A 25,377-nucleotide genomic window follows, 5' to 3' on the forward strand; every position below is an offset into this window, starting at 1 on the left:
ATTGTGTTTTATGGTTCTAACCAAAAAAGCCTGATTTGGCTTCCGTAATTGGCCTCTAAAATATCTTTACTTATGTATAGCTAAAAAGGCGCCAAAAATTGCCTTTCCCGAAATTGGTTGCTTTTGGCGGGCAGAAGGGAAGAAAAATGCCCAAAAAAGTGCCCAAATTCTAGCTAATGGGATTGATTTCCCGTCCAAAGGGCTGTTCAAATTATCTTTCTTAGTTTAAAATTCCCTTGCTCTTCAGGTTTGAAGAGCGGTTTAGGGAAATGAATCAAGTCGCTTTCAATTCGGTGCAGGAAGCTATGCCTCCCAAGATGCTTGTGGGACGCGAGTCGCAGGTCATTGACGGGCGGTTCCGCATCAGGCTTCCGCAAAATCTGTGCAACACGGAGATCCGTGATGTGGTGATCACTCTCAGCCCGCACAGAAAGTGGCTTGAGATTCTTCCCAAGTGGACGTACGAGGCTCTTTACAACCAACTTTGGCCGAAAACCAGCCTCAGCTCGTATTCCGGATTCATCAACTACAGCGATCGCGATTACGTGGACAATCTGCGCGAAGTGCTCGAAAGCCATCACAGGACGGCAATAGACGATTCGCAGCGCGTTGTCATCCCGCAGGACCTGCGCGAGGCCATCGGTCTCAAGCAAGGCGACACCGTGGTTCTCATCGGCATGCTTGACAAGGTCGAAGTGTGGCGTGAAGAGGACTACGTTTCCTACTCGCAAACCCGCAAAAACAGGGACTTGTCCCTGGTTTTCGGTTCTGAAGGGCTCAAGGCCGGCGGCAAAGGCGGCGACGCCGGTCTTGAGCACCTTAATTTGCCCGGAGGAGATCCTGCTTCGGGCTAGCAGGTTCATGGAGGAAAATCCCAGGCTTCACGCAAGCGTGATGGTCGAGGAAGTGGTGCGATACCTCGACCCGAAGCCGGGAGGAAAGCACCTGGAATTGGGAGTATCAACAGGCGGTCATCTGTTAAGGGTGTGCAAGTTGATTTCTCCCGGCGGATTCGCCGTCGCCGTTGATCTCGACGGGCAGGCCATAGAGATCGCTCGGCGAAGGATTGAAGAAACGCTCACGGAGTGCCGCGTTGTGTTTTTGCAAGGGGATTACGGGGAATTACCCGCTCTTCTTTCCCCCGCGGGGATTCCGGAGGATTTCTTCAACAGCTGCGTCCTGGACGCCGGAATGAGCGGTTTTCAGCTCGAAGGCGGCAGGGGATTCAGCTATAAGCGCGATCAGGAATTGGACATGAGATTCGATCCGGGAATGAAACTTACTGCAAAGGAATTGGTCAACGGCGCGAGCGTCGAAGAGCTTTCCCGCATACTGGCCGAAGTCGGCGACATTCCGGAAGCCGCAAAAGTCGCCGCGGCGATCGCCAAGGCGCGGGCGATACGTCCGATAAACACAACCTTCGAGCTTATCGAGGCGGTGTCCGAGATTTGGCCGGAGAAAATGCCGTACGGGAAGCGCATGCGCAGGCTTGGCCAGCTTTTCATGGCGCTTCGCGACATCGTCAATCCGGGCGCGAAGGGATTGCGCGGCGGTATCGAACACGCCGTCAAATATTTAAGCAAAAACAAGGGCCGCTTTGCGTTGCTCACGTTCAGCGGCGGCGAAAACAGGGTGGCGAAATCGGTTCTTAACGCATACAGAAGGCCCGGTGAATCCAACTCCGATTGGGTTGTAAAGGAAATTACGCCTGGGGCGGTCAGGCCTTCCAGGCAGGAAGTTAAAGCGAATCCAGCCGCGCATTCCGCGATGCTGCGCGTATTCGAGCGCCGCGCGGTCGCGCAGGAGAAGGAGTGAAAGATGTCGAATGTTCGCACCGTTCTGCCTCGCGAGGCTTACGAAGGGGCGCTTTCCTTCGACGAAAGCAGAAAGTTCCGCCAGAAACCGCCAAGGGTTTACGAATCCGTCGAGTTTTCGATCAAATGGCGGATTTTTCTGTTCCTCACCATCGCCGGTTTGGCGATGACGCTTTTCGGGATCGCATATCTTGCGACCCAGGTATCGATTAAGCAGTACAGGTTGCAGCAACTGGAGGAATCCACGCGCAACCTGGAGGTGCAGATTTCGCAGGCGCAGGCGCAGAATCTTGGCGTAAGGCGCGACATTTTTTTCAATACCGGACTTCAGACAAGACTGGGCCTCGAATACCCTGCAAGTACGCTGTTCGTTTACCACAAGCCTGTGGAGGGGGGGGCGTCCGGCGAAGAACTGGTGCGCACGCTTTACGGCGCGGCAAAGCCGGAAGTGAAATGGGGTTCTTACCTTTTCAAGTATTAGGGGCGCTGCGGCGTTTTCATGGCGATTCGCGAATACAGAGGGCATGACTGCGGATTCGACCCCGCCATTCTTAAATGGCGGATCATCTGCGCGTCGTTGCTCATGGCATTCTTTTCCGTATTCATCATCGCGTTCGTCGTCAAATGGCAGACCGTGGATCGCGACAAAGTCCTCGAAATGATGCGCTCCAAATGGCAGGCGTCATACGAAGTGCCCGCGCGGCGCGGTGCGATTCGCTCTCGCGGCGGCTCGCTGTTGGCGATCAGCGAAAAAACCTGGGAAGTCGTGGTCGATCCGCTGATAGTCGGCGACGGTGCCGTGGCATCCGAAAAGCTCGCCGAATTGTTCGGCGGCTCGAAGGAAGAGCTGTTGGCGCGCATTGCCGATGGAAAGCGTAAGGGAAGCAGGTATCTGAAAGTGGCGGACGGGCTGTCGCAATCCGAAATGGTTGCCACCATGAACCTGAATCTCAAAGGGGTTTTCGTCTCGGAAGGTTACCGCAGGTTTTATCCGTTCAAAGATCAGATGTCGCCGCACACCATCGGTTTCATCCGGCTGCGCGACGACGTCCATTTTCAGGCGGAATCCGCGTTCGACGAATATCTGGAGGGCGAGCCCGGTCAAGTATTTTACCAGCGGGACAGCAAGTGGGGCAGGATTCCCGAATCCACTTTCATACAAAAAGAAGTCCGCAACGGCCTCGATGTTTACCTGACGATCGACGAAAACATTCAGATAATCTGTGACGCGGAGCTGGATGTCGCTTTCGCTTCCAACAAGGCGGAGTGGGGGCTTGTTTCGGTGATGGATCCTTACACCGGCGAGATTCTCGCGTGCGCCGTGCGCCCCACTTTCGATCCCAACGAGTGCGTCCGTGGAGCGAAGGTAGGCTCCATCGCGGTCAATCCGCTGTACGGCATGGTCGTCGAGCCGGGAAGCATAATCAAGCCGATAATAATCGCCGGCGCGCTTGACCGCGGCTATATAACGCTTGACGACAAGTACTATTGCCCGGCGACGCTGAAGATTGACGACACAACGGTTTCGGAAGCGCATAAGGGAAAAGGTTTCGGCCTGATCACGGTCAAAGAAGGAATAATCAAGTCCAGCAACGTCCTCATGGCGCAGGTTGGAACCGACTTGGGGATGAACAAGCTCATGGAAATTCTTGACGGGGCCATGCTTCTCGAACGGCCCGGGCTGGGATTGCCCACCGAAACCGCAGGGCTGCCCCCGAATTTGGCGAAGCTGGACAAGCACGGCCGATATTACGAGCAGTACGATTCGGACGAGGGCCGCATCGCATTCGGCCAGGGGCCGGCCATGTCGCCTTTGGCGATTCTCACGGCATACGCCGAGCTTGCCAACGGCGGTTACGCCGTTCAGCCGAAGATTATTTTGGGAACTGCGAAAGACGTCGGAGCGGCGCTGGAATACGCTGGTTTGGCGAGAACCGAATACGCCCCCTTCAAGGTTTCCGCTACGGACAGGCTGAAACGCAAGCAGGTTTACAGCAAAGACACGGTCGAAGCTGTAAGGCAAGCTCTGGTTGAAGTTGTGCATAGCGACAGGGGAACAGGCAAAGCCGCCCGGCTGTCGAGCGGGCTGACCGTCGCCGGCAAAACCGGCACCGCGCAGATTCACAATCCGAACGGCAAGGGATACTTGAAAGGCCAGTACCTTTCCAGTTTCGTCGGTTACTTTCCGGCGGCCGCGCCCAGATACGTCGTTATGGTCATGTTCAAAAATCCGCGTGGCAAGTATTACGGCGGCGAGGTGTCGGCTCCGGTTTTCAAGCGGGTGGCGGATCGCATCTGTTACCTGGACAGGATAAGCCCGGAAGTCGTTGAAGGCGACGGACGGACTTAGCCGTTGACAGCTCTTAATTTGTCCTTCGCTCTTTCGAGGCGCAGGTGAAATGAAGTTGGCGAAGCTTGTGGAAAAGCTTGAGGTGGTTGAATTGAGAGTGGCCGACCCCGAGGTCGAGATCACTTCGGTCAGCCACGATTCCAAGAAATGCGGAAAGGGAACGCTTTTCGTCGCCCTAAAGGGGACAAAGCGCGACGGCCACGAGTATATTCCCGAAGCAATCGCCAACGGTGCGGATGCGGTTCTTTGCGAGCACAGCTTGAGCCTTGTGGATCCAAAACAGAAAGTTGCAAACATCGTACGCGTAGCGGATGGGCGGGACTCTTTGGCAGCGGCCGCAGCCGAAATCGCCGGCAACCCTTCAAAAAAACTCACCGTAATCGGTGTCACGGGCACCAATGGAAAGACCACCGTCGTCTCGATGCTTTGCCACATTCTTGAAGGCGCTGGTGTCCCGGTGGTCGGTTTGACCACGGTCGGAACCCTCCGGGGCGGCGTTTACACTTCTGAAAGCGATCTTACCACTCCGGATCCGGTGTTTCTGCAACACACGTTCGCGAAAGCGCTGGCGGATGGCGTCACGCACGTTGTGATGGAAGTATCGTCGCACTCGCTCTCCCAGAAGCGCGTCGCGCATACCAAATTCAAGGCGGGCGCATTCACCAATCTAACGGAAGATCATCTAGATTTCCACGGCACCATGGACGCGTACTTCGCGGCCAAGGCCGAATTTTTCAAGTCTTACTTGGTTGACCCCGCAGGGCAGTACGCGGTCATTTGGAAGGACGACCCCGCGGGCAAAAAACTGGCCTCTCTTTCCGGAGCGCAAATAATAACCTGCTCCATGGAAGACAGGAATGCCGACATATGCGCCGAACCAATGGAGCTTACCCCCTTGGGCTCCCGGTTCGAAATGGCGCTGGATGTCTCCAAAATTTCCCAGGTTTCCTCCGCCTGGATCCCCCAAACCGGCCGGGCAGTACGCACCGTCGGCATGCGTCTGCCCGGCACTTTTAACATCGCAAACTCGCTGGTCGCGGCCGGCCTTGCGCTCGGACAGGGCGTGGGGATTGAACAAGTCGCGGCCGGAATCGAATCGTTTCCCGGCGTGCCAGGGCGCCTCGAACGCATCGACGAAGGGCAGCGGTTCACGGTCATCGTGGACTACGCCCACACTCCCGATGCGCTCGAAAACGTGCTCCGCACGCTCCAACAACTTCGCCATCAGAGGGGGCGCGTAATCCTTGTCATGGGCAATGGCGGCGACCGTGACAGGGATAAGCGCCCCCTTTGTGGGTCTATCGGCGCGGAGATGAGCCATCGGTTTTTTGTCACGACGGACAACCCGCGAACCGAGGATCCCGACGCGATCATTGCGGGCATAGTTTCCGGCGTGAAGCCCCCCCACAAGGATCGCATAACTGTGATTCCGGACAGGCGCAAAGCCATCGAAGCCGCTATTTCCATTGCCGGGCCGGAAGACATCGTCCTGATTGCCGGAAAAGGCCACGAGACCTACCAGATAATCGGGACACAGAAGTTTCCTTTCGACGACAGGGAAGTCGCCAGGGAAATATTGCGGGGAATTCAAAGCTGAATGCGCAGAGTGTTCCCCGAACGAGGTTGATTTTGATGGGGCGTTTCGCCCGAAAAACATATGCCGGGGTATTTTGGTGCGGGATTTTCGCATCACAGTCGGTGAACTTGCGACGGCCGCGGGGGCCGAAGTTTTGCGCGGCGACCCGGATACACTCGTCCTCTCTTTCGATATAGATTCAAGAACCATCCAGCCCGGAGCGTTGTTTTTCGCGCTGCGCGGCGCGCGCGCGGACGGGCATGATTTCGTCGCTGCGGCGGAAGAGCGCGGCGCGTCCGGCGCGGTAGTGCGGAGCGGATTCGAGCCGCCAACCGGTCTCCCGGCCCATTTCTGTCTGATTGCGGCGGGCGATGTGCAACATGCTATGGAGGAAATGGCGTCGCATATCCGGCGGAAATCGGCAGTAGTCCTCGTCGGAATAACCGGCAGCGTCGGCAAGACCACCGCCAAAGAAATACTTGCGCACGTCATCTGCGAAAGGTTTTCCACGCTGCACAGCAAGGCAAATTGGAATACCGAAATCGGAGTGCCCCTGACGCTGTCCAGAATTACCGGGGAGACCGAAGTCGTGGTACAGGAGATGGCGATGCGCGGGCGCGGCCAGATCGCGCGACTCTCGGAAATCGCGCGCCCCGACCACGCGGTTATTACCAATGCGCGCTCGGTGCACATCGAGCTGCTCGGCACAAAGGACGAAATACTCAAGGCCAAACTGGAAATCACGAAGGGGCTTGGCGCGGACGGCTCGCTTTGGCTGAATCGAGATGAAGCGGCGTGGACCTGGCTGGACGATGTCTCCGCGCGCGAAGCCGCGCACAAGCGCATCGGCTTCAGCGGCGAAGTGCGCACGTTCGGAATGGACGAGCGCGCGGATGTATCCGCCACGGGCGCTGAATTGCTTGGGCTTTCCGGCTCCGAATTCAAGCTTAATTTTCCGGATGAAACTGCATTGGTGCGGTTTCCGCTTTTGGGGAACGGCGCGATTGCTTCAGCGATATCGGTCGCCGGAGTTGCATGGAAGTTGGGATTGTCCGCGCGCGACGTTGCTGACAGGCTTGAAACTTTGAAGCATACGCCCGGCAGGCTGAATCCCGTCGAAAGGCCGTTCGGGACGGTCATTGACGATGCTTACAATGCCGGCCCTGATTCGGTTTTGAATGCCATCGGGCTTTTGCGCTCGGTTCAGGTGACCGACAACAGGCCGGTAATCGCGGTAATCGGGGACATGCTTGAATTGGGCGCGCAGGCCGAAATCGAGCACCACAGGATCGGCCGCTCGCTTTCCGCGCTTGAGCCGTACCGGGCGATCGTAGCGGGCGATTACGCGGCCACTATCGAGCAGGGAACCGGAGATCACGAGCCGTGGCTTGTGCCCGTGCCTACGCATAATCGGGGGAGGTACGACGAAGCATTCATCGCGCGCGTGCTTGCAGAAACGCGGCGCGCGATTAAGTCCTGTCCCGAGCCGCCGGTTGTGCTTGTCAAGGCAAGCCGGTCGGTCGGTTTGGATCGCGTCGTCGCGGAGTTGGTCAATCGAGACGTGATTCCGGCCGGGAGGTGCGGCAATGGCTGATGCCTTCCGTCACCTGGCCGAGTTCGCGATATTCGGCGCAGTAGGATTTGCCTTGACCTTCGCACTGGCGAAGGCGCTGGGCAAGGCCGGTGCATTCCAGCAATACCGCAGATGGGGGCCGATCGCGCACTTTGCGAAAGGCAACGTTCCCACGGCCGGCGGCGTCGTTTTCATTCTCGGAACGACATTGTTTTGGATTTATCACGTTGCGTCCAGGCCGTGGGGCGGCGACATGCCGCCGATTTTGGCGGACCGCGCGTTTATCACGATTACGGTCATCTGCGCGACGACAGTTCTTACGGGTTTGGTCGGATTCGCCGACGATTACCTGAAGCTCGCGGGGAAGGGAAGCCTCGGCGTCCCGGCCCGCTACAGATTCGCCCTCCAACTCCTCCTTGGAGCATTTGCCTCTTTCCTCCTTGCCCCAGAGGGCTCCCAGCTCGAACTTCCCCCTAATCGAGTTATATGGGAGCCCTCCCCCCTTCTTTTCGCGATACTGGGGGCGGTGATGTTCGCGGCGATTGTCAACGGAGTGAATTTTACGGACGGACTCGACGGACTTGCGTCCGGCGCTGTGCTTATTTCGTTTTTCGGACTTTCCTCGATCAACTCGTTCGCGTCGAACGATATTCTTCTTTCGCTTGTCTTCGCTTCCTGCGGGCTGATTGTGGGATATCTTGCGCTCAATTTGAAGCCTGCAAGGATTTTCATGGGAGACACGGGGAGCTACGCCCTCGGGGCGCTGGTGGCGCTTTTGTTCATTTCCAGCGGTCTATTGTTCGCGGTTTTCCTTCTGGGAATCGTGTATTTCGTGGAAATCGCGAGCGTGATTGCACAGGTCGCAATCTTCAGGTTGACGGGCAGGCGCCTGTTCAGGATGAGTCCCGTTCACCATCATTTCGAGCAACTGGGATACCGCGAGGAAACGGTCGTTGCGGGGCTTTGGATTGTCCAGGCAATCGGCTGCGCGATTGGAGTGCTTGCCGCGGCGAAGGCCGCCTGAATTAGACCTTAAACGGGCGATGCCCGGAAAGTGGAACCGATGGATTTAAACGGTAAACGTATCGGTGTTTACGGATACGGCGTCACGGGGCGCGCGGTTGTGGCCGCGCTGATCGGCCATCCGTGCCAGATTGTGGTATTCGACGACAGGGACGACGCGCAGTTGGCATCCGAGCTGTCCGCGCTTGCGAAAGAGGGCGATGTCGAATTCCATCTGGGCGGCTGGTCGCCCGAAGAGCAGTACGCGCGGCTCAATCTGCTCGTGGTCAGCCCGGGAATCAATTTGGAGCGTCCGAGCGTCGCCCTTGCCCGCAATTTCGGCGTCGAAGTTTTAAGCGAGATTGAACTTGGATGGCGGCTCGGCAAGGGTACCGTGCTTGCTGTAACGGGATCGAACGGCAAAAGCACGACGACCGCGCTTTTGGGCAAGATAATCGCTCGAAGCCTATCCGGCGGGAAGGGCAGGGTGCACGTTGCGGGAAACATCGGCTCGCCGTACATCGCGGCCGCCGTCCTATCCGGCGAAAATGACATCACAGTTCTGGAAGTATCGAGCTACCAGCTTGAAGCGAGCCCGACTTTTCACCCGCATGTCGCTATTTACACGAATATAACGCCCGACCATCTCGACCGACACAAGACTTTCGAAGCGTACGCCGCGGTTAAGCGCAGCATGGTTCGAAACTTAACGCGGAACGATTTCGTCATCTACAATTCCGAGGACGAAAACCTCCAGCCGGAAAAGTTTCCGAATTCCTCGCCGGTTTTTTACGGATTCACAAGCGCGCATGGCTCGATGCCTGAAAAAGGAGCTTGGCTTGAAAACGGAGAGATCCTTGTGGATCTGGGGCGGGGCGTCGTGGAGCGCTACCCGCAGTCCATGGTCAAACTCCGCGGACTGCATAACGTAGAGAATTGCATGTGCGCGCTGCTCGCGGCGCGTGTGATGGACGTATCTCAGGCAGACATCATAGATGCGGTAAGCGAATTCGAAGGATATCCGCACCGGATCGAATTCGTGAGGGAAATCGGCGGGGTCAAATATTACAACGACAGCAAGGCGACTAATCCGGAAAGCACGATTACGGCGCTGCGAGCGTTCGATGAGCCGATAATCCTCATCCTCGGGGGGCGCGACAAGGGTACTTCGCTTGAAGCGCTTGCCAGGATGGTCAGAAACAAGGTCGAAAAGGCCGTGTTGCTCGGCGAGGCCGCGCCGCGGTTTGAGGCCGCGCTGCGCGAGTTCGGATTCGGAAACATCGCGAACGCGAGGTCGCTCGAAGACGCGGTCGCGATCGCGCGCGAAGCCGCGCGGCCGGGCAGGGTGGTTCTATTCAGCCCCGCCTGCGCGAGCTTCGACATGTTCAAGAGCTTTGAACACAGGGGAGAGATGTTCAGGAAGATTGTGGGTAGTCTGGAGGAGGTCGGCCCTTGAAAGCTTTTGCCAAAGCTCCCATATTCGAGGCGGTACGCGGCGTAGAGCGCGCGCATGTTTCGGGAGAGGAAATCGCCGATTCGTTGAGGTTTTACACGGCAAACCTGGCGTGGCTGGTTTGCGGAATAACGATTTTCGGACTCATAATGGGTTATTCCGCCTCCTCGACAAAACTGATCAGCGAGGGGCTTTCGCCGCTAGGGGACATTATGCCCCAGTTCGTTACAACGGCGATCGGTTTTGCAGCATTGTTTCTGATTAGCATGATGAGATTCGCTCCCAACGCGCGGGACTTGAAAATGCGGTTGATCGTGAAATTCAGCTACTGGCTCTCCATTGCCGCGCTGGTTTTCGTATACATTCAAGGCGATATCGTCAACGGCTCGCGAAGAGCGCTTACGATCTTCGGTGTTCAATTTCAGCCGACCGAACTCGCGAAGTTCGCGCTTGTGGCTTACATACTTTACTTCCTGATTGTTGACGCGAGATCAATGTCCACCGTCAAAGAAGCGACGGCTTCGCGATTCGACGCCTTGGCGGCCGGTATTCCCATCCGCATTTCTAAGACCGGATTCGCCATGATTGCCGCCGCTGCTCTTATCGCTCTTGTGCTTTTTCAGCCGAACTTGGGCGGTGCAATTTATCTTTTTGTGCTTGCTCTTGTGACGTTTGCGCTTTGCGGCGCCAAAAAACGCTGGCTTGCACTCGCCGCGGCGGTTGTCGCCGTGCCGGCGCTTCTTTTGCTTTTCCTTCCAAACGACTATTTCAGCCACGCGAGGGTAAGATTGGCTGCTTGGCAGAATCCCTTCGGCGAAGCGACGGCATCAGGCCGATCGGTGAATGCGGATGCGGACAAAGAGAGCTACCAGATCATCCAGAGCCTCGGCGCGGTGGCGAACGGCGGGCTGTTCGGAAGAGGTTTGTTTCAAGGAATTCAGAAGATCAACCGTCTGCCGGAAAGCAAAAACGACTTCATATTCGCCGTCATATGCGAAGAGCTGGGCCTTTTGGGTGCGCTTCTGGTTATCGGCGGATACCTCGCATTGCTTTATTTCTCCGCGGGGATCGCTCTCTGCATCCGCAATCCGTTTTACAGCGGCCTGGTGTTCCTGATCGGGTTCGGAATCGTGCTCCAAGCCGGAATCAATATGGCTGCCGCGGTCAATTTGGTGCCCACGACTGGCATAAATCTGCCTCTGATCAGTTTCGGCGGCTCCAGCAAAATCGTCACATTGGCCGAACTCGGCCTTGTATTGGCCGTCGCCAACTCGTTTCTTAAGTTTGAAAGCCCGAAAGTGAGGTGATGCCGAAATCCGGCGGGGCGCCGCGATTTTGAATTGGCGGCGTTTTGGCCTAAAATAAGCGGTTATCCCTCCATTTGGAAGGCAAGGCTGTAAATGGTACTGACACAACGAATAAGGCGGATTCACTTCGTGGGCGTCGGCGGCTCCGGAGTGAGCGGACTCGCTAAGCTCATGGTCGACATGGGCTACGAGGTTACCGGCTCGGATATCTCCGAGTCGCAGGTCACGCGCAATCTTCAGTTTCACGGCGTACAGGTGCACTACGGACACAACGCCGGCCTGGTAAGGAGCGCCCAACTCATTATCGTCTCGACCGCGATTCCCGAGGACAACGTGGAAATCCAGGCAGCCCGCGAAATGGGTGTTCCGGTGCTCAACAGAATCAAGTTCCTTTCGTACCTTATGCAGCACAAGTACGGAATCACCGTCTCGGGCAGCCATGGAAAGAGCAGCACCTCCGCGATGATCGCTTATATTTTTCACATAGCGGAATCCGATCCGACCGTGGTCATCGGGGGAGTTATAAACAACCACCTGGGTTCGAGCTGGCTGGGCAAGAGCAGGTATTTCATCTGCGAGGGCGACGAGAGCAACAACGCGTTTCTCGAGCTTTCCACTTCGGTGGGAGTGGTGCTGAACATTGACGACGACCACATAGACTTCCACAAGTCTATGACCAATCTTCAAAACAGCTTCATCAAGTTCATCAACAAGCGCGACCTGGACGGAGTAAGCATCGTCTGCATGGACGATCCGGGCGTGCGCGAAATATACCCAAAGCTTTCGACGCGGTTAATTACCTACGGGATAGACGCGGAAGACGTGGACTACCGCGCAAAGAATATACGCATAAGCAATTTCGAAACCAGATTCGACGTGGTTCACAGGAGCCGCGGCGAAATCGGCTCCATCCAGCTTCGCTTTCCCGGGCGGCATTTCGCGCTGGACGCCTTGGCCGCGCTTGCAGCAGCCGAATGGTGCGGCATAGACTTCGGCAAGAGCGCGTACGCGCTCGAAACTTTTCCGGGCGTTCTGCGCAGATTCCAAAGGCTTGCCGAAGGGAACGGCGTCATGGTGGTTGACGACTACGCGCACCATCCGACCGAAATCGCCGCGTTGCTTAAGGCCACGCGCGCCGGCGGGGCGAAGCGTGTCCGCGGCGTTTTCCAGCCGCACAGATACACGAGAAGCAAATTGCTGGCCTCGCGCTTTCCGGAATCGTTCGATTACGCGGACGAGGTGATACTGACCGAGCTTTACGGCGCGGGAGAGACGCCAATTGCCGGAGTGGGTACGCGATACCTGTACCGCTTTTTCGAGGAGCGGTTTCCGGAAAGCAGAATCAAGTGCATCGAGGATTCTGCGGAGCTTCTGGATTACTTAAAGAACACGATGCATCCGGGCGACGTGATTCTTACAATAGGCGCGGGCGATGTTTACAAAATCGGCCTCGCGCTGGCCGAGCATATCGACGGGAACGGCGGCCACCTGTACGACACCGCGCCCTTCGACCGCATTTACTTTGGGAGCGATTCGTGAGCGACAAGTATTATTCGAGCGAAGAAGTGTTGAGAAGGATGCAGGCGCAGGTGCGCCGCGCGTCCAAAAAAATGTCCGAAATCAAGATAGCGATCCTTTCGGGCGGACCCAGCCCGGAGCGGGAGGTTTCGCTGGCCAGCGGCAACGCGGTCTACAACGCGCTCAAGCAGGACGGCATGAACGTGGAGCTTGTCGAGGTCGAAAAGGATATCCTTTCGATGACCCGCAAGCGGTGGGATCGTTTCGGTCTTGTCTTCAATGTCATGCACGGACGCTACGGCGAGGACGGCGCGGTGCAGGGCTTGCTGGACATTTACGGTGTGCCGTATGTCGGCTCCAAAATCCTGGGCAGCGCGGCATGCATAGACAAGTCGTTTTCCAAGCTGCTGTTCACCCTGCTTTCCATTCCCACGGCAAAGTGGACTTACGTACCTCACCTTGAGGCCGTGCGCCCTGACCTGGTTGTGGAGAACTGGAGCGGACCGTCCGTCGTGAAACCGATAAAAAGCGGCTCCAGTCTAGGAATCACATTTTGCAAAGACGTCAGCGAGCTTTTGCGCCAGCTTCCCGGCTTGGTGAAAAAGCACAAGGGCGTCGTAGTCGAAGAGCCGATCGAAGGCCGGGAGATGAGTTGCGCTGTGATTGACAGCGTCAATCCAATCGCGCTTCCGGTTGTCGAGATAATCCCGCAAAACCAGGAATTCTTTTCCTACAAGGCGAAGTACACGAAAGGCGAAACCGAATACCAATCGCCGGCCCGCATCACCGGCGGGCAGTTCGAAAAGATCGCCGAGTATTCGCTAAGGTTTTTCCGCGCCGCGAAGCTATCGGGTTACGCAAGGTTCGACCTGATTCTTGATGACGCGGGCAAACCCATTTTTCTGGAATGCAACACGCTGCCCGGATTCACGCAAACGAGCCTTGTGCCGATGGCGGCCAAGGCTTTCGGACTCGAGTACACCGAGCTTCTTAAATTCCTGATTTTCGACGCGCTGAGGATTGAGCATTACCTTTGAAATCTAAAAGCAGAAAGCGGAAGCATGGAATTCCTCCCTCCGGGAGGCTGTTCATGCGCGCGGCGGGTATAGCCGCGGCGACGCTGGCGCTTCTCGCCGTTACCGGAGCCGCGGCCTTCGCGTTCGTCAAGCCGCGACTTGCGGATTCCGTGCTTCTTAAGCAAATAGTGGTAAGCGGAAACGTAATCACTCCAAGCTCCGAAATCGTCCGGGCTTTGGGCATGCATCCCGGCGAATCCCTGATAGACTTGGATTTGAAATCGCTTGAACGAAAAGTCGAAAAGTGCAGATTTGTTTCATCTGCCGAAGTACGCCGGGTGGTCAAGCCGCCTTTCGATATTATGGGCGGAATTCTGGAAGTCCGGGTGCTTTCCGAATCGCTGCCCGTCGCGCGAGCGTTCCTTTTCGGGCGGAAGTACTGGCTCACGAGCGAAGGCCGGCTGATTCCCGCGTCTCCATCGGATGCCGATTCGCGATTCGATTCCGCAAGACGTTCCCCCAGCGTCTATTTCCATTCGACCAGGCAAGTGGAATCGCCGGAATTCGTGCAAAGCACATTGGCCGTTCTTTCCGCGATTTCCAAAACGGCGCCCGGACTAATCCGCGAAGTGAGGATTTCCGGCGGCGATGTTGTCACGCTTGTTGAGACCGGCGGGACGGCAATCCGCCTCGAAACGATGGACAAGCCGGAAGCGTCGCTCGCGAATCTGGCGGACGTGGTCAGGCTGATTTCCGCAAACCGCTTGAAATATCGGGAAGCCGTTCTTTCTCCCGACGGAGAATCGTTTTTCCAGCTTGCGCCCAAAATCGAAAGCGATTCCGAAAAGGCGGGTGAACGATGAAAGACGCCCACGCGATGCTGAAAAATGGACTGCTGCTCACCGGGGCGCTGTTCGGCTTTCTGATAGTGCTTCTTTTCCGGGTGTCAAAGCCCGCCGCCGGTTCGTCCGGCGACCTGCGGCAGGAGGAGCTGGTGCGAATGCTTGCGGCCGCCGAAAACGAACGCAAGCTGTTGCAGGCCGAAGTGGACAACCTGCGGGGCGAGGTGGACGCGTACCAGCAGGACGCGCTGTCGGGCAAGTCTTCTTTGAGGAATATCGAGGAAAAGCTGGCCCAAATCGAGACGCTGGCCGGATTGTCGGCGGTTCACGGGCCGGGCATCGAAGTGAAAATGACGGACGCGAACCGCGGGGCGATAGACATCGGGCCGGGCTCGCTTGGCTCGGACGCCTTTGTAATCCACGACCAGGATTTGATGCTGCTTATCAACGAGCTGAAGGCCGCCGGAGCGGAAGCCCTCAGCATCAAAAGCGGCGAATTGGAAGAGAGGATTGTGAACTCCACGTTTATCCGCTGTACCGGCCCCACGGTGATTGTCAACAACCGCAAAATGACAAGCCCGTTCACGATCAGGGCAATCGGGGATCCGAACATACTTGCTGCGTCGCTTGAAATGCCCGACGGGCTTGTGGATCAGCTCCGCGTTTTCGGCATTCGCGTTGAAATCACGCGGTCTCAAAATCTGACGATTCCCGCGTATACCGGAAGCAGGATTCTGACATACGCGCAGCCGGAAACCGGTTCGAGGAGCGGCAAATGATTCTCGTCGGAGCGATAGTGTTTGGCGCGTTGATCGGACTCGTAGTGCCGGTTAGAATAGAGCATGCCAATTTGGATTGGCTCGTCGTGGGAATCTTTTGCGTCGGCGACGCTTTCTTGTCCGAACTTAACATATTCCTGCACAAGAGGCGCGGCACCCACGTTTTAACGCGGATTATGTTCAACGCGCTGTTCGGAGCGGCGATCCTGTTAATCGGCGAGCGCCTGGGGTACGATTTGTATCTCGTTGTAATCATTCCGTTCGCAATCCGGACGCTGAACAATCTGAACCATCTCAAGGATCTGCTTTCCGAATCCATTGCCGAGGGCGACATCACGATATTCCGCGATCGGCGCGCGTCGGTGAGGGAAAGGAACTGATTTCGATGACGAGAAAGCGCACAGTGGCGGCGATCGATCTTGGAACTTCCAAGACCGCCACGGCCATCGCGGAAATCGGCGACGTGCGCGGCTTGTATATCGAAAGTATGTCCAGCGTTCCTACCGAAGGCATGGTCAAAGGCGTCGTCCGCGACCTGAATGCGGTAGGAATGAGCATATATCAGTCATTCTCCCAGGCGGCCCATACGGTTGGCGACGTGCCGGAAGAAGTTTACCTGTCGGTCAGCGGCGGTTCGATGGAAAGCTACGATTTCAGCACCACAAAGACGCTTGCCGGAGACAACGAAGAAGTTACCGAAGAAACCGTTGAGGAATTGCGGGACAAGCTGCGTGAGACAAAGGTGCGCGACGGATTCAGGCTGATTGACGTCGTGCCGCAGAATTACACGCTGGACGGCATTGAGAACATTTTGAATCCGGTCGGTATGTTCGGCAAAAACCTCACCCTGAACGCCCACATCGTGATCGGCCCGGAAAGTCAAGTTCTGAACTTGGAACGGGCGGTCGAACGCACCGGACTGAAAATCTGCGGACTGGTACCGGCGGTACTCGGCAGCGCCTACTCGGTGATGAAGGAAGAGGAAAGCCGGGGCGGAGTGCTTATAGTGGATTTCGGTGCGGGCACCACCGATCTTGCCGTGCTTGTGGACGGATTGCTCCGGTATATTTCAATACTTCCTGTCGGAGGAAACCACTTCGACAACGACTTAAGACAGGGTCTTGGAATTTCCATCGAAGAAGCGTCCAGGCTGAAACTTAATTACGGCCGCATCCGAATCGATCCCGACAACGGGGCGACCGGCGAATTTGTGGATATTAAAAGGCTGGGCAAGCGCGATTACGAAAAAATACCGAAGCAGGAAATATACCGGATTCTCGAACCCAGATTCGAAGAGCTGATCGAGCTTATTTGGCAGAATGTCAAGAGCAGCGGGTTCAAGGACGACATCGCGGGCGGGGCTATCCTCGTCGGCGGCGGCGCCCTGTCCCGCGGATTCAGAGCGGCGCTGTCAATGCGCATCGGCGTCAACGTGCGAGTGGGTTATCCGGAAGGCTTTAATCATTTGCTGGAAGAATACAGGACTCCGTCCTACACGGCGGTCCTGGGAATGCTTAGATACGCTTCAATGCAGCCCGTCCATGAAGCCGAAGGCCCCGGATTGCTCGGATACCTCAGGGCGGGCTGGGATTTTATCCAGCGCCAGATCGCGGCGAAAACCGCGAAGGGCGCCAAAACCGAGGCAAAGAAATGAACAGCCAACCCCGCGGGCAAGCCGGCGGCGGCCCGTACCTTAAGGAGACTGGAATGAGCGATCTTTTTGACAGCGATCTTCAAGCGCGGATTAAAGTCGTAGGGGTCGGCGGAGGAGGTACGAACGCCGTCGATCGCATGATATCAAGCGGTTTGCGCGGCGTGGAGTTCATCGCGCTTAACACCGATTTTCAAGCGCTTTCGCGCAGCCTTGCGCCAATCAAAATCCAGGTGGGGACAAAGCTCACCAAAGGATTGGGTGCGGGTGGCAATCCGGAGATCGGCCGAAAAGCGATGGAGGAAAGCCGTCCCGACGTGCTCGAAAAGCTGGAAGGCGCGGACATGGTGTTCGTCACTGCGGGAATGGGCGGCGGCACCGGAACCGGCGGAGCGCCGCTCGTGGCCGAGGCCGCAAAGGAGCTTGGAGCGCTGACCGTAGGCATCGTGACCAGGCCGTTCAGGTTCGAAGGTAAACGCAGGGCGTCCGTGGCACAGGAAGGTGCAGATACCCTCCGGGACCGCGTCGACACGCTCATCGTCATTCCGAACGACAAGCTGCTCGATCTGGTCAAGGAACAAACGAGCCTCCAGGAAAGCTTTCTTTTGGCGGACGAGGTGTTGAGGCAGGCGGTCACCGGAATCAGCGAGCTGATTTTGAAGCCGGGCCTGATTAACCTTGATTTCGCAGACGTCAAGATGATTATGAGCAACAGCGGCACGGCGCTAATCGGACTCGGTGAAGGTTCAGGAGGCGAGAAGGCCGTTATGGCGGTTCAGCAGGCGATGTCCTCGCCGCTTCTCGAATCCAGCATTGACGGCGCGTCCGGTGTATTGATCAATTTCATCGGCGGGCCGGATCTCGGCCTCCACGAGGTGGACAAGGCCGCCGAGATGGTAGCGGAGCGCGTCGACGTGGACGCGAACATCATTTTCGGCGCGACGGTGGAAGAGGAAATGAAAGACCGCGTGCACGTGCTGCTTCTCGCCACAGGTTTTTCGACCGCCAGGGTGCGCGACGTCCGCGCAAAGCGCCCCGCGGCCGAGCAGCAATCCCGTGTAAGGCTGCTGGCCGACGAGGAAAAGAAGCGTGAGCAGGCCGCGAAGGAAGAGCAGGCAAGGCAGTCCGATCCGGAACTGGAAAATTTGGATATACCGAGCTTCCTTAGGAGGATTCGGAAGAACTGATGGCGTCCGTAATCGCCAGCGGGGATCGCGTTATCGCCGACAATTTCGCGCGCGTGCGCGAGCGAATCGAACGCGCGGCGCACGGCCGGGATGTGACTCTGGTCTGCGTTACGAAGTACGTCGGCGAGCGGGAAGCCGCGGCGCTGGTCCGCGCCGGCGCGACCGATCTGGGCGAAAACCGCGTTTTCGAAGGGGCGGAGAAGTTCGCGGCAATCAAGCGGGAGGGGCTTGCGTTTACTTCGCACATGATCGGCCCGGTTCAAAGCAACAAGGCAAAGCGCATTCCATACGCGTTCGACTGGTGCCAATCGCTCTCGCGCGAAAAAATTGCCCGGCTCATTCAGGAGGCCTGCAAGGAGCACGAAACTTCGCTGGACGCGACAATCGAGGTCAACATCGGTCGCGAGGAGCAAAAGGACGGAGTTATGCCGGAAAGTTTGGGCTCGCTCGTGAAATTCGTTTTGTACGAATGTCCGCTTGTCCGGCTTCGCGGGCTGATGTGCATCCCTCCTTTGGCAACCGAGGATGCGACGAGGGATTACTTCGCTCAAACGAGGAATTTGTTCGACAAAATCGGCGCGGAATTCCGGAGTTCGTTGCCGGCGTGGGACACGTTGAGCATGGGAATGAGCGCGGATTTCGAGGCCGCAATCGAGGAAGGCTCGACAATGGTTAGAATCGGAAGCGAGCTTTACCGCGGGCTTCAAGGATTCATGCATTAGCAAGGAGAGTTGAAGGGGTTCAAGAGTCGCCGCCAAGACTTTTGGAGGTTATTGCGATGAAAGGTTTTTTGGACAATCTCTCGAAGTTTATCGGGATTCCTCCCGAGCCCGAGATCGCGGACGACTTCGAGTCGGAGCCGGTGGAGCAGGCCGCGCACCATCATTTCGAACCGTCGGCGGAGCGGTTTCCGCGTCTGGCCGCGATTCAGGTAGTCAAGCCGCGGATGACCGAGGACGGCTTCAGGGGTTATTCAATCCGGCACTATGCTGACCTTCTCAAAGAGCAAAACGCGTTGATTTTGGATATAACGGAAGTTGCGGAAGGCAGGATAGAGCTGGCCAAAAGGCTGATAGACTTCCTGGCGGGCGTGACGCTTGCGCTCGGCGGCACAAGCCGCGAGATCAATCCCAACATGTTTCTTTTCGCGCCGTCGAATTTCCTGGTTGGCGGGGATGCGGTCCGCATGTCCGACGATTACGAGTAGGCTTTGACCATGACGGAATCCGAAAGCTTTCTTTTGACATTGCTGGGCGGTGTCGGCGAAATCGGCAAGAACTGCGTCTCCCTGGAAGTGGACGACGATTTGTTCATCATTGACTGCGGCCTGTCTTTTCCCGACGTGTCTGCATTCGGCGTCGACATCATCATCCCGGATTTCACATACCTGTACAAGAACCAGCATCGCATCAAGGGGCTGTTCCTGACTCACGGGCACGAGGATCATATCGGCGCGATTCCTTATCTTATTGAAGGACTCGATGAGCCGCTTCCGATTTACGGGACCAAACTTACGCTGGGCCTCGTAAAGAACAAGATTTCCGAGTGGAATCAATTGGATAAGGTCGAATACAGGGAGCTTGTGCCCGGCGAGACCGTATCGGCAAACGGAACAAGCGTCACCGGTTACCGGGTGACGCACAGCATTCCGGATGCGGTGAGCCTCGCCTTCCGCACGCCGTACGGCACGCTTTTGCACAGCGGCGATTTCAAAATCGACCCCTCTCCCGTGGACGGGCGCTTAACCGACAAAGACGGCCTTGCCGAGCTGGGCAGGGAGGGCGTGTCGCTTTTGATGTGCGATATCACTAACGTCGAGAGGCTCGGCAGGACGATCAGCGAGTCCGCCGTCGGCCCTTCGCTTGAGGCTGTATTCAAGTCCGCGGGCGGCCGCGTTTTTACAACCACATTCGCCAGCAACATCCACCGAATCCAGCAAATTATCAACGCGGCGCACCACTTGGGCCGCAAGGTCGCGATAGTCGGCAGGAGCATGATTAAAAACGTCGCTATGGCGCAGGAAATCGGCTATCTGAAAGTGCCGTCAGGCACGATTATCGATATAGACGATATCAGAAATTATCAGCCGGAACAGATAGTAATCATCGTGACCGGAAGCCAGGGCGAGCCGATGGCCGCGCTCACCCAGATTTCGCAGGACAGGCACGCGCGCGTTGCAATCGAGAAGGGCGATATGGTCATTTTCAGCGCCAGTCCGATTCCGGGAAACGAAACAGCAATATACGGCGTTATAAACGATCTCTTCCGGCTCGGCGCGGATGTGATTTACGGCCCGGAATACGGCGTGCATGCGAGCGGCCACGGCAGCGAAGAGGATATTAAAGAGTACATTGGTCTGGTCCAGCCGACCTATATCCTTCCGCACCATGGCCAGTACCGCCACCTTCGCAAGTTCGTATCGCTGGCCGGCACGATGGGTTTCGACGAGGATCGGATTATTCTTTCGGAATTGGGCGACCAGTGGGAATTTTCGCAGTCCGGTTTCAAACTTGCGGGCAAGACAAGAAGCGGCGTAGTTTACATTTCTGGAGACAACTCGGCCGAAGTGGCGAGCCGCACGATCCAGGAACGGCGCGAGCTTGCCCGGGACGGCACGATTTACATCTCGGTCGTGCTTTCTGCGGACGGGAAACGGCGTCTCAGCGACGTAATAGTGGAGCACAAGGGCTTCATACCTGAATCGAAAGATCCCGCTATTTACGAAAAGATACGTGAGGCCGTTTTGTTGGGAATAGCCAACAACAGACTGAGAAGCCGCGAGTATCGTCTGCAACTTCAAAACAACGTGGGGCAATCAGTACAAGCCGTCGTTCAGGCCGCGTCCGGATTGCGTCCGAACGTGCAGATGCTTGTAAACTACGCGGATCGGGACGAAAAAATAAACGGAAAGCCGTAGCGCCATTCCTTGATGAACGAAATTCTTACTTACATCCTGCTCGGCCTTGTTCAGGGTTTGACCGAGTTTCTTCCGGTTAGCTCCAGCGGACATTTGATAATTGCGGAAAAGCTGTTGGGTTACTCCGCGACATCTGTATCATACGAAGTGCTGCTGCACCTCGCAACCCTCGCCGCGGTTTTTTGGGTGTTCTGGAAGGATATCGCGAAGGTATTTGTCAGCTTGTTCCGTCAAAGGGATAAATCGAATGCCTTCGTTCGTGACAGAGGGCTTGCGCTTTGGATACTCGTGGGTTCGACGGCGACCGCCGCCGCGGCGTTGCCCTTCAAGGATTACCTTGAACGTCTGAAGGGGCAACCCTGGCTCCTCGCCGAAGTCGGCTTCGCGCTGCTTTTGACCGGCATTCTGCTTATCACGGTGGACAAATTGGGACGCGGCCAGTCGGCGTCTTTCGACAAATGCTGGTGGAAAAGCATTTTAATCGGACTCGCCCAGGCCGTCGCCGTTCTGCCGGGCATATCCAGAAGCGGCTCGACCATCTTCGCGTCCGTAGCGTCCGGTTTGAAACGGGAGGATGCGGCAAAGTTCAGCTTTCTACTTTCCATCCCGGCGATCCTCGGCGCGGCCGCGATCGATGCAAAAAACATAACTGGATTGCTGGACTTGTCGCCGGTTCCGACATTGCTTGGGATGCTTGCCGCCTTTCTCTCCGGTGTGGCGTCGATAAAATGGCTGATCGGACTGATCGTCCGCGCCAGATTGGCCGGTTTCGCTGTTTACTGCTGGATTCTTGGAGCCGGCACACTTGCAGCATACTTTATCGGACTGGGCTCCTGACAGCGTAAATCGCGCAATTAACTTCGCATTTGTAAAGTAAAATGACCCCATTTTGGTCATCCTGCCCGGCTTCAAATGTTAAAAGTTGTAAAAAGTTATGTAGAGTTGCGAAATAGCGCGAACAAATGTTAAAATCTGTGGTCTGTTGTTGTGGCTGACGGAGCGGCGAATCCGGAATCGCCGCAGCCCTCAGGGCGGTGGTACTGGACGGATGGCCAGAACCCATCGGGTGTGCGACCGGCCTCCAAATCCTGGAACCGGCGGCTCCATCGGTCGAAATGGAGCTTCCGGCGGGCGTTCCTTAGGCCAGAATGTTTCCCCAACGTGTCCCGGCATTCCCCGCCGGGACGCGCATTTTGAGGGTCTTGTCTTTGCCGGGCGAGGACGCTTTGATAGAATTCGAAAGGTGAATACAAAAACCGAATACGCCCGCCCGCGCGCTCCGGAATCGCTGCCGATCTCGTGGCTGCATTTGCTCGGCGAAGCGGTAATTTTGTGCGCCGCTTTCGCTCTGGCCCATTATTTCAGATTTCAGAGCGGCTACCTGCCTCCGGCGGTCGAGTTTATTCCGATTGAAAAATATTTGATCCTGATGGCGGTTACCGTGCCGCTTTGGCTGATACTTCATCTCGGACACGGCCTTTATTTCCAAAAAATCGGCGCATCTTCAGGCGAAGAAATTTCCGCCCTGGTCAACGCCCAGATGCAGGGCTTTCTTCTGCTTGTTCTCGCAAGCTTTTTCATCCGCGACTTTCCCGAAAGCCGGCTTACGCTTTTGCTCATATTCGCCTTTTCGTTTCTCCTTTGCCTTGGCTGGAGGATTGCGCTTCGTTTTTTTCGCACCGGCAATCTGTTGCGAGGCATCGGCGCGATTCCGGTGATAGTGCTCGGCGAGAGTCCTTTGGGGGAGTTGCTGGTAAAACGAATCGCGAAAAGCCCGCAGGTCGGATATTCAATAAGAGAACGTCTTTCCCTGGACGCGATTGCCAAGGGCATTGAAGCGCCTGTGTTGAGACACGTTTTCGGGGAGACCGGCTCGCCCGCAGCGCTTTTGATTGCGGGAGAAGTGCCCGAAGATGCGCTCGGAACGATAATAGCCGAATGTCACCGGACGGGAGTAGAGTGCATCCTGCCTCTCGAACGCACGGGCGCGGCCGGCGTGCCGTCGTCCGCGTCCATGCTGGAAGGCGTACCTGTTGTACGGCTTGCGTCGCCCGGTGAGCTTGCCTGGATTCGGCTTAAAAAGCGGATTTTCGATCTTTTGCTTGTAATCCTGTTTCTTCCGATCTGGCTGCCGCTGTTGATTTTGATTTCGCTTGCGTCGCTCGCGGCGCAAGGCGCGCCGGTATTCTTCAGCCATGAGCGGCTGGGCAGGGGGGATTCGACCATCCGTTTGCTTAAGTTCAGGACAATGGTGCGCGATGCATCCAAAATGAGCATTCCAGCCGGATTCGAGGATAAGTTCAAATCGGAGGCGGATCCGCGCATCACGCGGTTCGGCGCGTTCCTGCGCAGAACCAGCCTGGACGAACTTCCGCAAATCATCAACATCCTGCGAGGAGATATCAGCATCGTCGGCCCGCGTCCGATAGTTCGCGATGAGCTGTCGAAGTACGGTTATTGGGCTGGTTTGCTTCGTTCGGTGCCGCCCGGACTAACCGGGCTGTGGCAAGTGAGCGGCCGCAGCGATCTGTCTTACGACCAGCGCGTGGAGCTGGATACCTATTACATTCACAACTGGTCGTTGGCGCTGGATATCAGAATTATTTTGCAAACGCTGCCGGCGGTTCTTTCGCGGAAAGGCGCGTATTGATCCATGACCATAAAAAAAAGGGTCCTCCCGGATTGAGGACCCCCAGGGGGTGGTACTGGTTTGTGTGGGATATTCCCACGTGCAAATTATGCCGCCGTCAAATCGGTCATGCAATACGTTTTACGAGCCGAAACAACGTTTAACAACTTTTTACAAATGGAAATTGGTCGCCTTGACAGCCGTAATATGCGCGGGCTCGATCAAAAGCTGGATATGCGCAAAATCCCGAAGGAACAACGATTTGACGATTAGCCGCCGAATATCTTACGGGCAAGTTCGCTCGTATTCGAGTCGCCGTCGTCAATCTCAATTTCGTCCGGTTCCTCGGCCGACTTGTCGAATTCGTCGTAATACTTGGTCATTTCCTTTGCGGTGATTCCGACGCGGTCGCTCGGCCGTATCGGCGTGGCGAGAGAAGCATATGGCATAATCGTGATGGGAGGGAAGGGAGGTCTGACCTTGGAGAAAATCATGCCCATCGCCTGTCCGGCGGTTTTTGCCGGAATCAGGCCGAGCGATCGGACTTCCTCGTCGGGCAGGGAGCTGACCAAATAAATTTTGTGCTTTTCAGCGCGCGTTCGAAGCGATAGAATCAAATGCCCAAGCGGGGAATACTTGTTTTGCAGGCGCAGCCTGACGGTGTCCGCCGTTTTGAATTCCTTCCAGTCTTCGAATACAGGATGTCCCAATCCTTCCCTGCACTCGGCGAGCAGCACCAGTTGTCCGCCGTCGGGATTCAGCAGATTGGTTCCGTTCACCAACGATTTATGGGTCTGATAAAAGTTGATGTCGCGCGGGTATCCGCCTGCGCTCGCGATTGCAATATCGGCGTATGGATTCTCCCTGCCGCCGACCACTATTCCGTAAAAGTCCTCGACGAACTGGCAGCCGACGCGGTGCGCGTAGCTGAAATCGCCCGCAAAAACCCCCGCGATTCCTCCGGAGGGCGTAAGAACCACATCCATTAGAAAGTCCGGACGCAGCTCCCCCGCCGCGTCGAGCATATCCTCGTGCACCGGGTTGCCCAGCAGACTGCCCGGCCGCACGCGGTCATGGAAGAATCCCGTTTCGGGATCGATACAGAGGGAGTGATTCTGGATGATGCTTTCGCGCGCGGCGACGCCGGGAAAGAGAGCTTTTCTGCCGCCTGTGAATCCCGCGAAATAATGGTAGGTGATCGATCCGGTCAGTATGATGAAATCAGCTTCGAACGCGACGGGATTGTAATAAATTATCGTGCCGCGCGTTGTTTTGCCGCAACGCTTCATCTTGCCGGAATCGCTTCCGTCATGCTGGACTATTTTGTACTTTTTAACTATTTCCGTTCCAAGATGAGCAGCCAATTCGGCATCGGTCATGAAGCGGTGCGTGCCGGTTGCGACCAAAATCGTGATCGCCTGCGCGGGAATCTTCGCCACCCTCGTCAGCTCGTCGAATAGAACCGGCAGAGTTGCATCGTATCTGCACTTGCGCGTGTGATCGGAAACGATGACAACCAAATTTTTCTTCCCGCGGGCCGCCTCCATAAGCGGAGCGGCTCCGATGGGATTTCTAAGAGCGCGGCGTAGCGCGTTCTCAACGTTGTCCAGCGGCGGGCATGCGCGCGGGGCGAACTCGCGGCATTCTATTCCGATCGGAACGGAAATCGTTTCTTCCCTGTCCCCGTATTTCAGTTTGTAGTCAGGCATCGCCGGCTCCGGGCCGATTTGTCACTTTGCCTTCACGCGAAGGATGCCTGATTG

22 protein-coding genes are annotated in these 25,377 nt (G+C 56.5%); 21 read left to right on the forward strand and 1 reads right to left on the reverse strand.

Annotated features, from left to right (window positions below; genetic code table 11):
• The first annotated feature begins 269 nt into the window (after positions 1-269).
• The 21 genes from HRF49_05195 (at position 270) to HRF49_05295 (ending at position 23,635) form a co-directional block, all read left to right on the forward strand.
• Positions 270-854 (forward strand): AbrB/MazE/SpoVT family DNA-binding domain-containing protein, encoded by a 585-nt coding sequence (locus tag HRF49_05195; GenBank protein MEP0814042.1) that lies wholly within the window; start codon positions 270-272, stop codon positions 852-854.
• Complete coding sequence (rsmH, locus tag HRF49_05200) at positions 811-1,815, forward strand: 16S rRNA (cytosine(1402)-N(4))-methyltransferase RsmH (GenBank protein MEP0814043.1); 1,005 nt, start codon at positions 811-813, stop codon at positions 1,813-1,815. Before HRF49_05195 ends, rsmH begins: the two co-directional genes overlap by 44 nt.
• Before the next feature lie 3 nt (positions 1,816-1,818).
• Positions 1,819-2,295, forward strand: a complete 477-nt coding sequence (locus HRF49_05205; protein MEP0814044.1) for a hypothetical protein — start codon at positions 1,819-1,821, stop codon at positions 2,293-2,295.
• Between the two features lie 18 nt (positions 2,296-2,313).
• Positions 2,314-4,164, forward strand: coding sequence for a penicillin-binding protein 2 (locus tag HRF49_05210; protein MEP0814045.1), 1,851 nt, complete (start codon positions 2,314-2,316; stop codon positions 4,162-4,164).
• A gap of 49 nt (positions 4,165-4,213) precedes the next feature.
• Entirely contained in the window at positions 4,214-5,761 is a 1,548-nt protein-coding gene (locus HRF49_05215; GenBank protein ID MEP0814046.1) for a UDP-N-acetylmuramoyl-L-alanyl-D-glutamate--2,6-diaminopimelate ligase, read from the forward strand.
• A gap of 76 nt (positions 5,762-5,837) precedes the next feature.
• Complete coding sequence (locus HRF49_05220; GenBank protein MEP0814047.1) at positions 5,838-7,334, forward strand: UDP-N-acetylmuramoyl-tripeptide--D-alanyl-D-alanine ligase; 1,497 nt, start codon at positions 5,838-5,840, stop codon at positions 7,332-7,334.
• Complete coding sequence (locus HRF49_05225) at positions 7,327-8,337, forward strand: phospho-N-acetylmuramoyl-pentapeptide-transferase (protein MEP0814048.1); 1,011 nt, start codon at positions 7,327-7,329, stop codon at positions 8,335-8,337. The genes HRF49_05220 and HRF49_05225 overlap by 8 nt, the downstream gene beginning before the upstream one ends.
• A 39-nt stretch (positions 8,338-8,376) precedes the next feature.
• Entirely contained in the window at positions 8,377-9,771 is a 1,395-nt protein-coding gene (gene murD / locus HRF49_05230; GenBank protein MEP0814049.1) for a UDP-N-acetylmuramoyl-L-alanine--D-glutamate ligase, read from the forward strand.
• Positions 9,768-11,075, forward strand: coding sequence for an FtsW/RodA/SpoVE family cell cycle protein (locus tag HRF49_05235; protein MEP0814050.1), 1,308 nt, complete (start codon positions 9,768-9,770; stop codon positions 11,073-11,075). Before murD ends, HRF49_05235 begins: the two co-directional genes overlap by 4 nt.
• 129 nt (positions 11,076-11,204) lie before the next feature.
• Positions 11,205-12,614: a UDP-N-acetylmuramate--L-alanine ligase gene (murC, locus tag HRF49_05240; protein ID MEP0814051.1), complete on the forward strand. Its 1,410-nt coding sequence runs from the start codon at positions 11,205-11,207 to the stop codon at positions 12,612-12,614.
• Positions 12,611-13,630, forward strand: a complete 1,020-nt coding sequence (locus tag HRF49_05245; protein ID MEP0814052.1) for a D-alanine--D-alanine ligase — start codon at positions 12,611-12,613, stop codon at positions 13,628-13,630. Before murC ends, HRF49_05245 begins: the two co-directional genes overlap by 4 nt.
• Positions 13,631-13,683: 53 nt before the next feature.
• Positions 13,684-14,472 (forward strand): FtsQ-type POTRA domain-containing protein, encoded by a 789-nt coding sequence (locus HRF49_05250; protein MEP0814053.1) that lies wholly within the window; start codon positions 13,684-13,686, stop codon positions 14,470-14,472.
• Positions 14,469-15,230, forward strand: a complete 762-nt coding sequence (locus HRF49_05255) for a DUF881 domain-containing protein (protein MEP0814054.1) — start codon at positions 14,469-14,471, stop codon at positions 15,228-15,230. The genes HRF49_05250 and HRF49_05255 overlap by 4 nt, the downstream gene beginning before the upstream one ends.
• Positions 15,227-15,610: a DUF1290 domain-containing protein gene (locus HRF49_05260; GenBank protein MEP0814055.1), complete on the forward strand. Its 384-nt coding sequence runs from the start codon at positions 15,227-15,229 to the stop codon at positions 15,608-15,610. Before HRF49_05255 ends, HRF49_05260 begins: the two co-directional genes overlap by 4 nt.
• A gap of 5 nt (positions 15,611-15,615) precedes the next feature.
• Positions 15,616-16,884 (forward strand): cell division protein FtsA, encoded by a 1,269-nt coding sequence (ftsA, locus tag HRF49_05265; protein ID MEP0814056.1) that lies wholly within the window; start codon positions 15,616-15,618, stop codon positions 16,882-16,884.
• Positions 16,885-16,937: 53 nt separating this feature from the next.
• Entirely contained in the window at positions 16,938-18,068 is a 1,131-nt protein-coding gene (ftsZ, locus tag HRF49_05270; protein ID MEP0814057.1) for a cell division protein FtsZ, read from the forward strand.
• On the forward strand, positions 18,068-18,790 hold the full coding sequence (locus HRF49_05275) for a YggS family pyridoxal phosphate-dependent enzyme (protein ID MEP0814058.1): 723 nt from the start codon (positions 18,068-18,070) through the stop codon (positions 18,788-18,790). The genes ftsZ and HRF49_05275 overlap by 1 nt, the downstream gene beginning before the upstream one ends.
• Before the next feature lie 56 nt (positions 18,791-18,846).
• Positions 18,847-19,275 (forward strand): cell division protein SepF, encoded by a 429-nt coding sequence (locus HRF49_05280; protein ID MEP0814059.1) that lies wholly within the window; start codon positions 18,847-18,849, stop codon positions 19,273-19,275.
• 9 nt (positions 19,276-19,284) lie between these two features.
• Positions 19,285-20,985: a ribonuclease J gene (locus tag HRF49_05285; protein ID MEP0814060.1), complete on the forward strand. Its 1,701-nt coding sequence runs from the start codon at positions 19,285-19,287 to the stop codon at positions 20,983-20,985.
• A 12-nt stretch (positions 20,986-20,997) separates the two neighbouring features.
• The gene (locus HRF49_05290; GenBank protein MEP0814061.1) at positions 20,998-21,822 is read left to right on the forward strand and encodes an undecaprenyl-diphosphate phosphatase; all 825 of its coding nucleotides are present in this window, start codon (positions 20,998-21,000) and stop codon (positions 21,820-21,822) included.
• A 406-nt stretch (positions 21,823-22,228) separates the two neighbouring features.
• On the forward strand, positions 22,229-23,635 hold the full coding sequence (locus HRF49_05295; GenBank protein MEP0814062.1) for a sugar transferase: 1,407 nt from the start codon (positions 22,229-22,231) through the stop codon (positions 23,633-23,635).
• 248 nt (positions 23,636-23,883) lie between these two features.
• On the opposite strand, the gene larA is transcribed toward HRF49_05295, so the two are convergent.
• On the reverse strand, positions 23,884-25,323 hold the full coding sequence (larA, locus tag HRF49_05300) for a nickel-dependent lactate racemase (GenBank protein ID MEP0814063.1): 1,440 nt from the start codon (positions 25,321-25,323) through the stop codon (positions 23,884-23,886).
• Positions 25,324-25,377 lie beyond the last annotated feature (54 nt).

The sequence above is a fragment of the bacterium genome (assembly GCA_039961635.1).
Classification (GTDB): Bacteria; 4484-113; 4484-113; order JAGGVC01; family JAGGVC01; genus JABRWB01.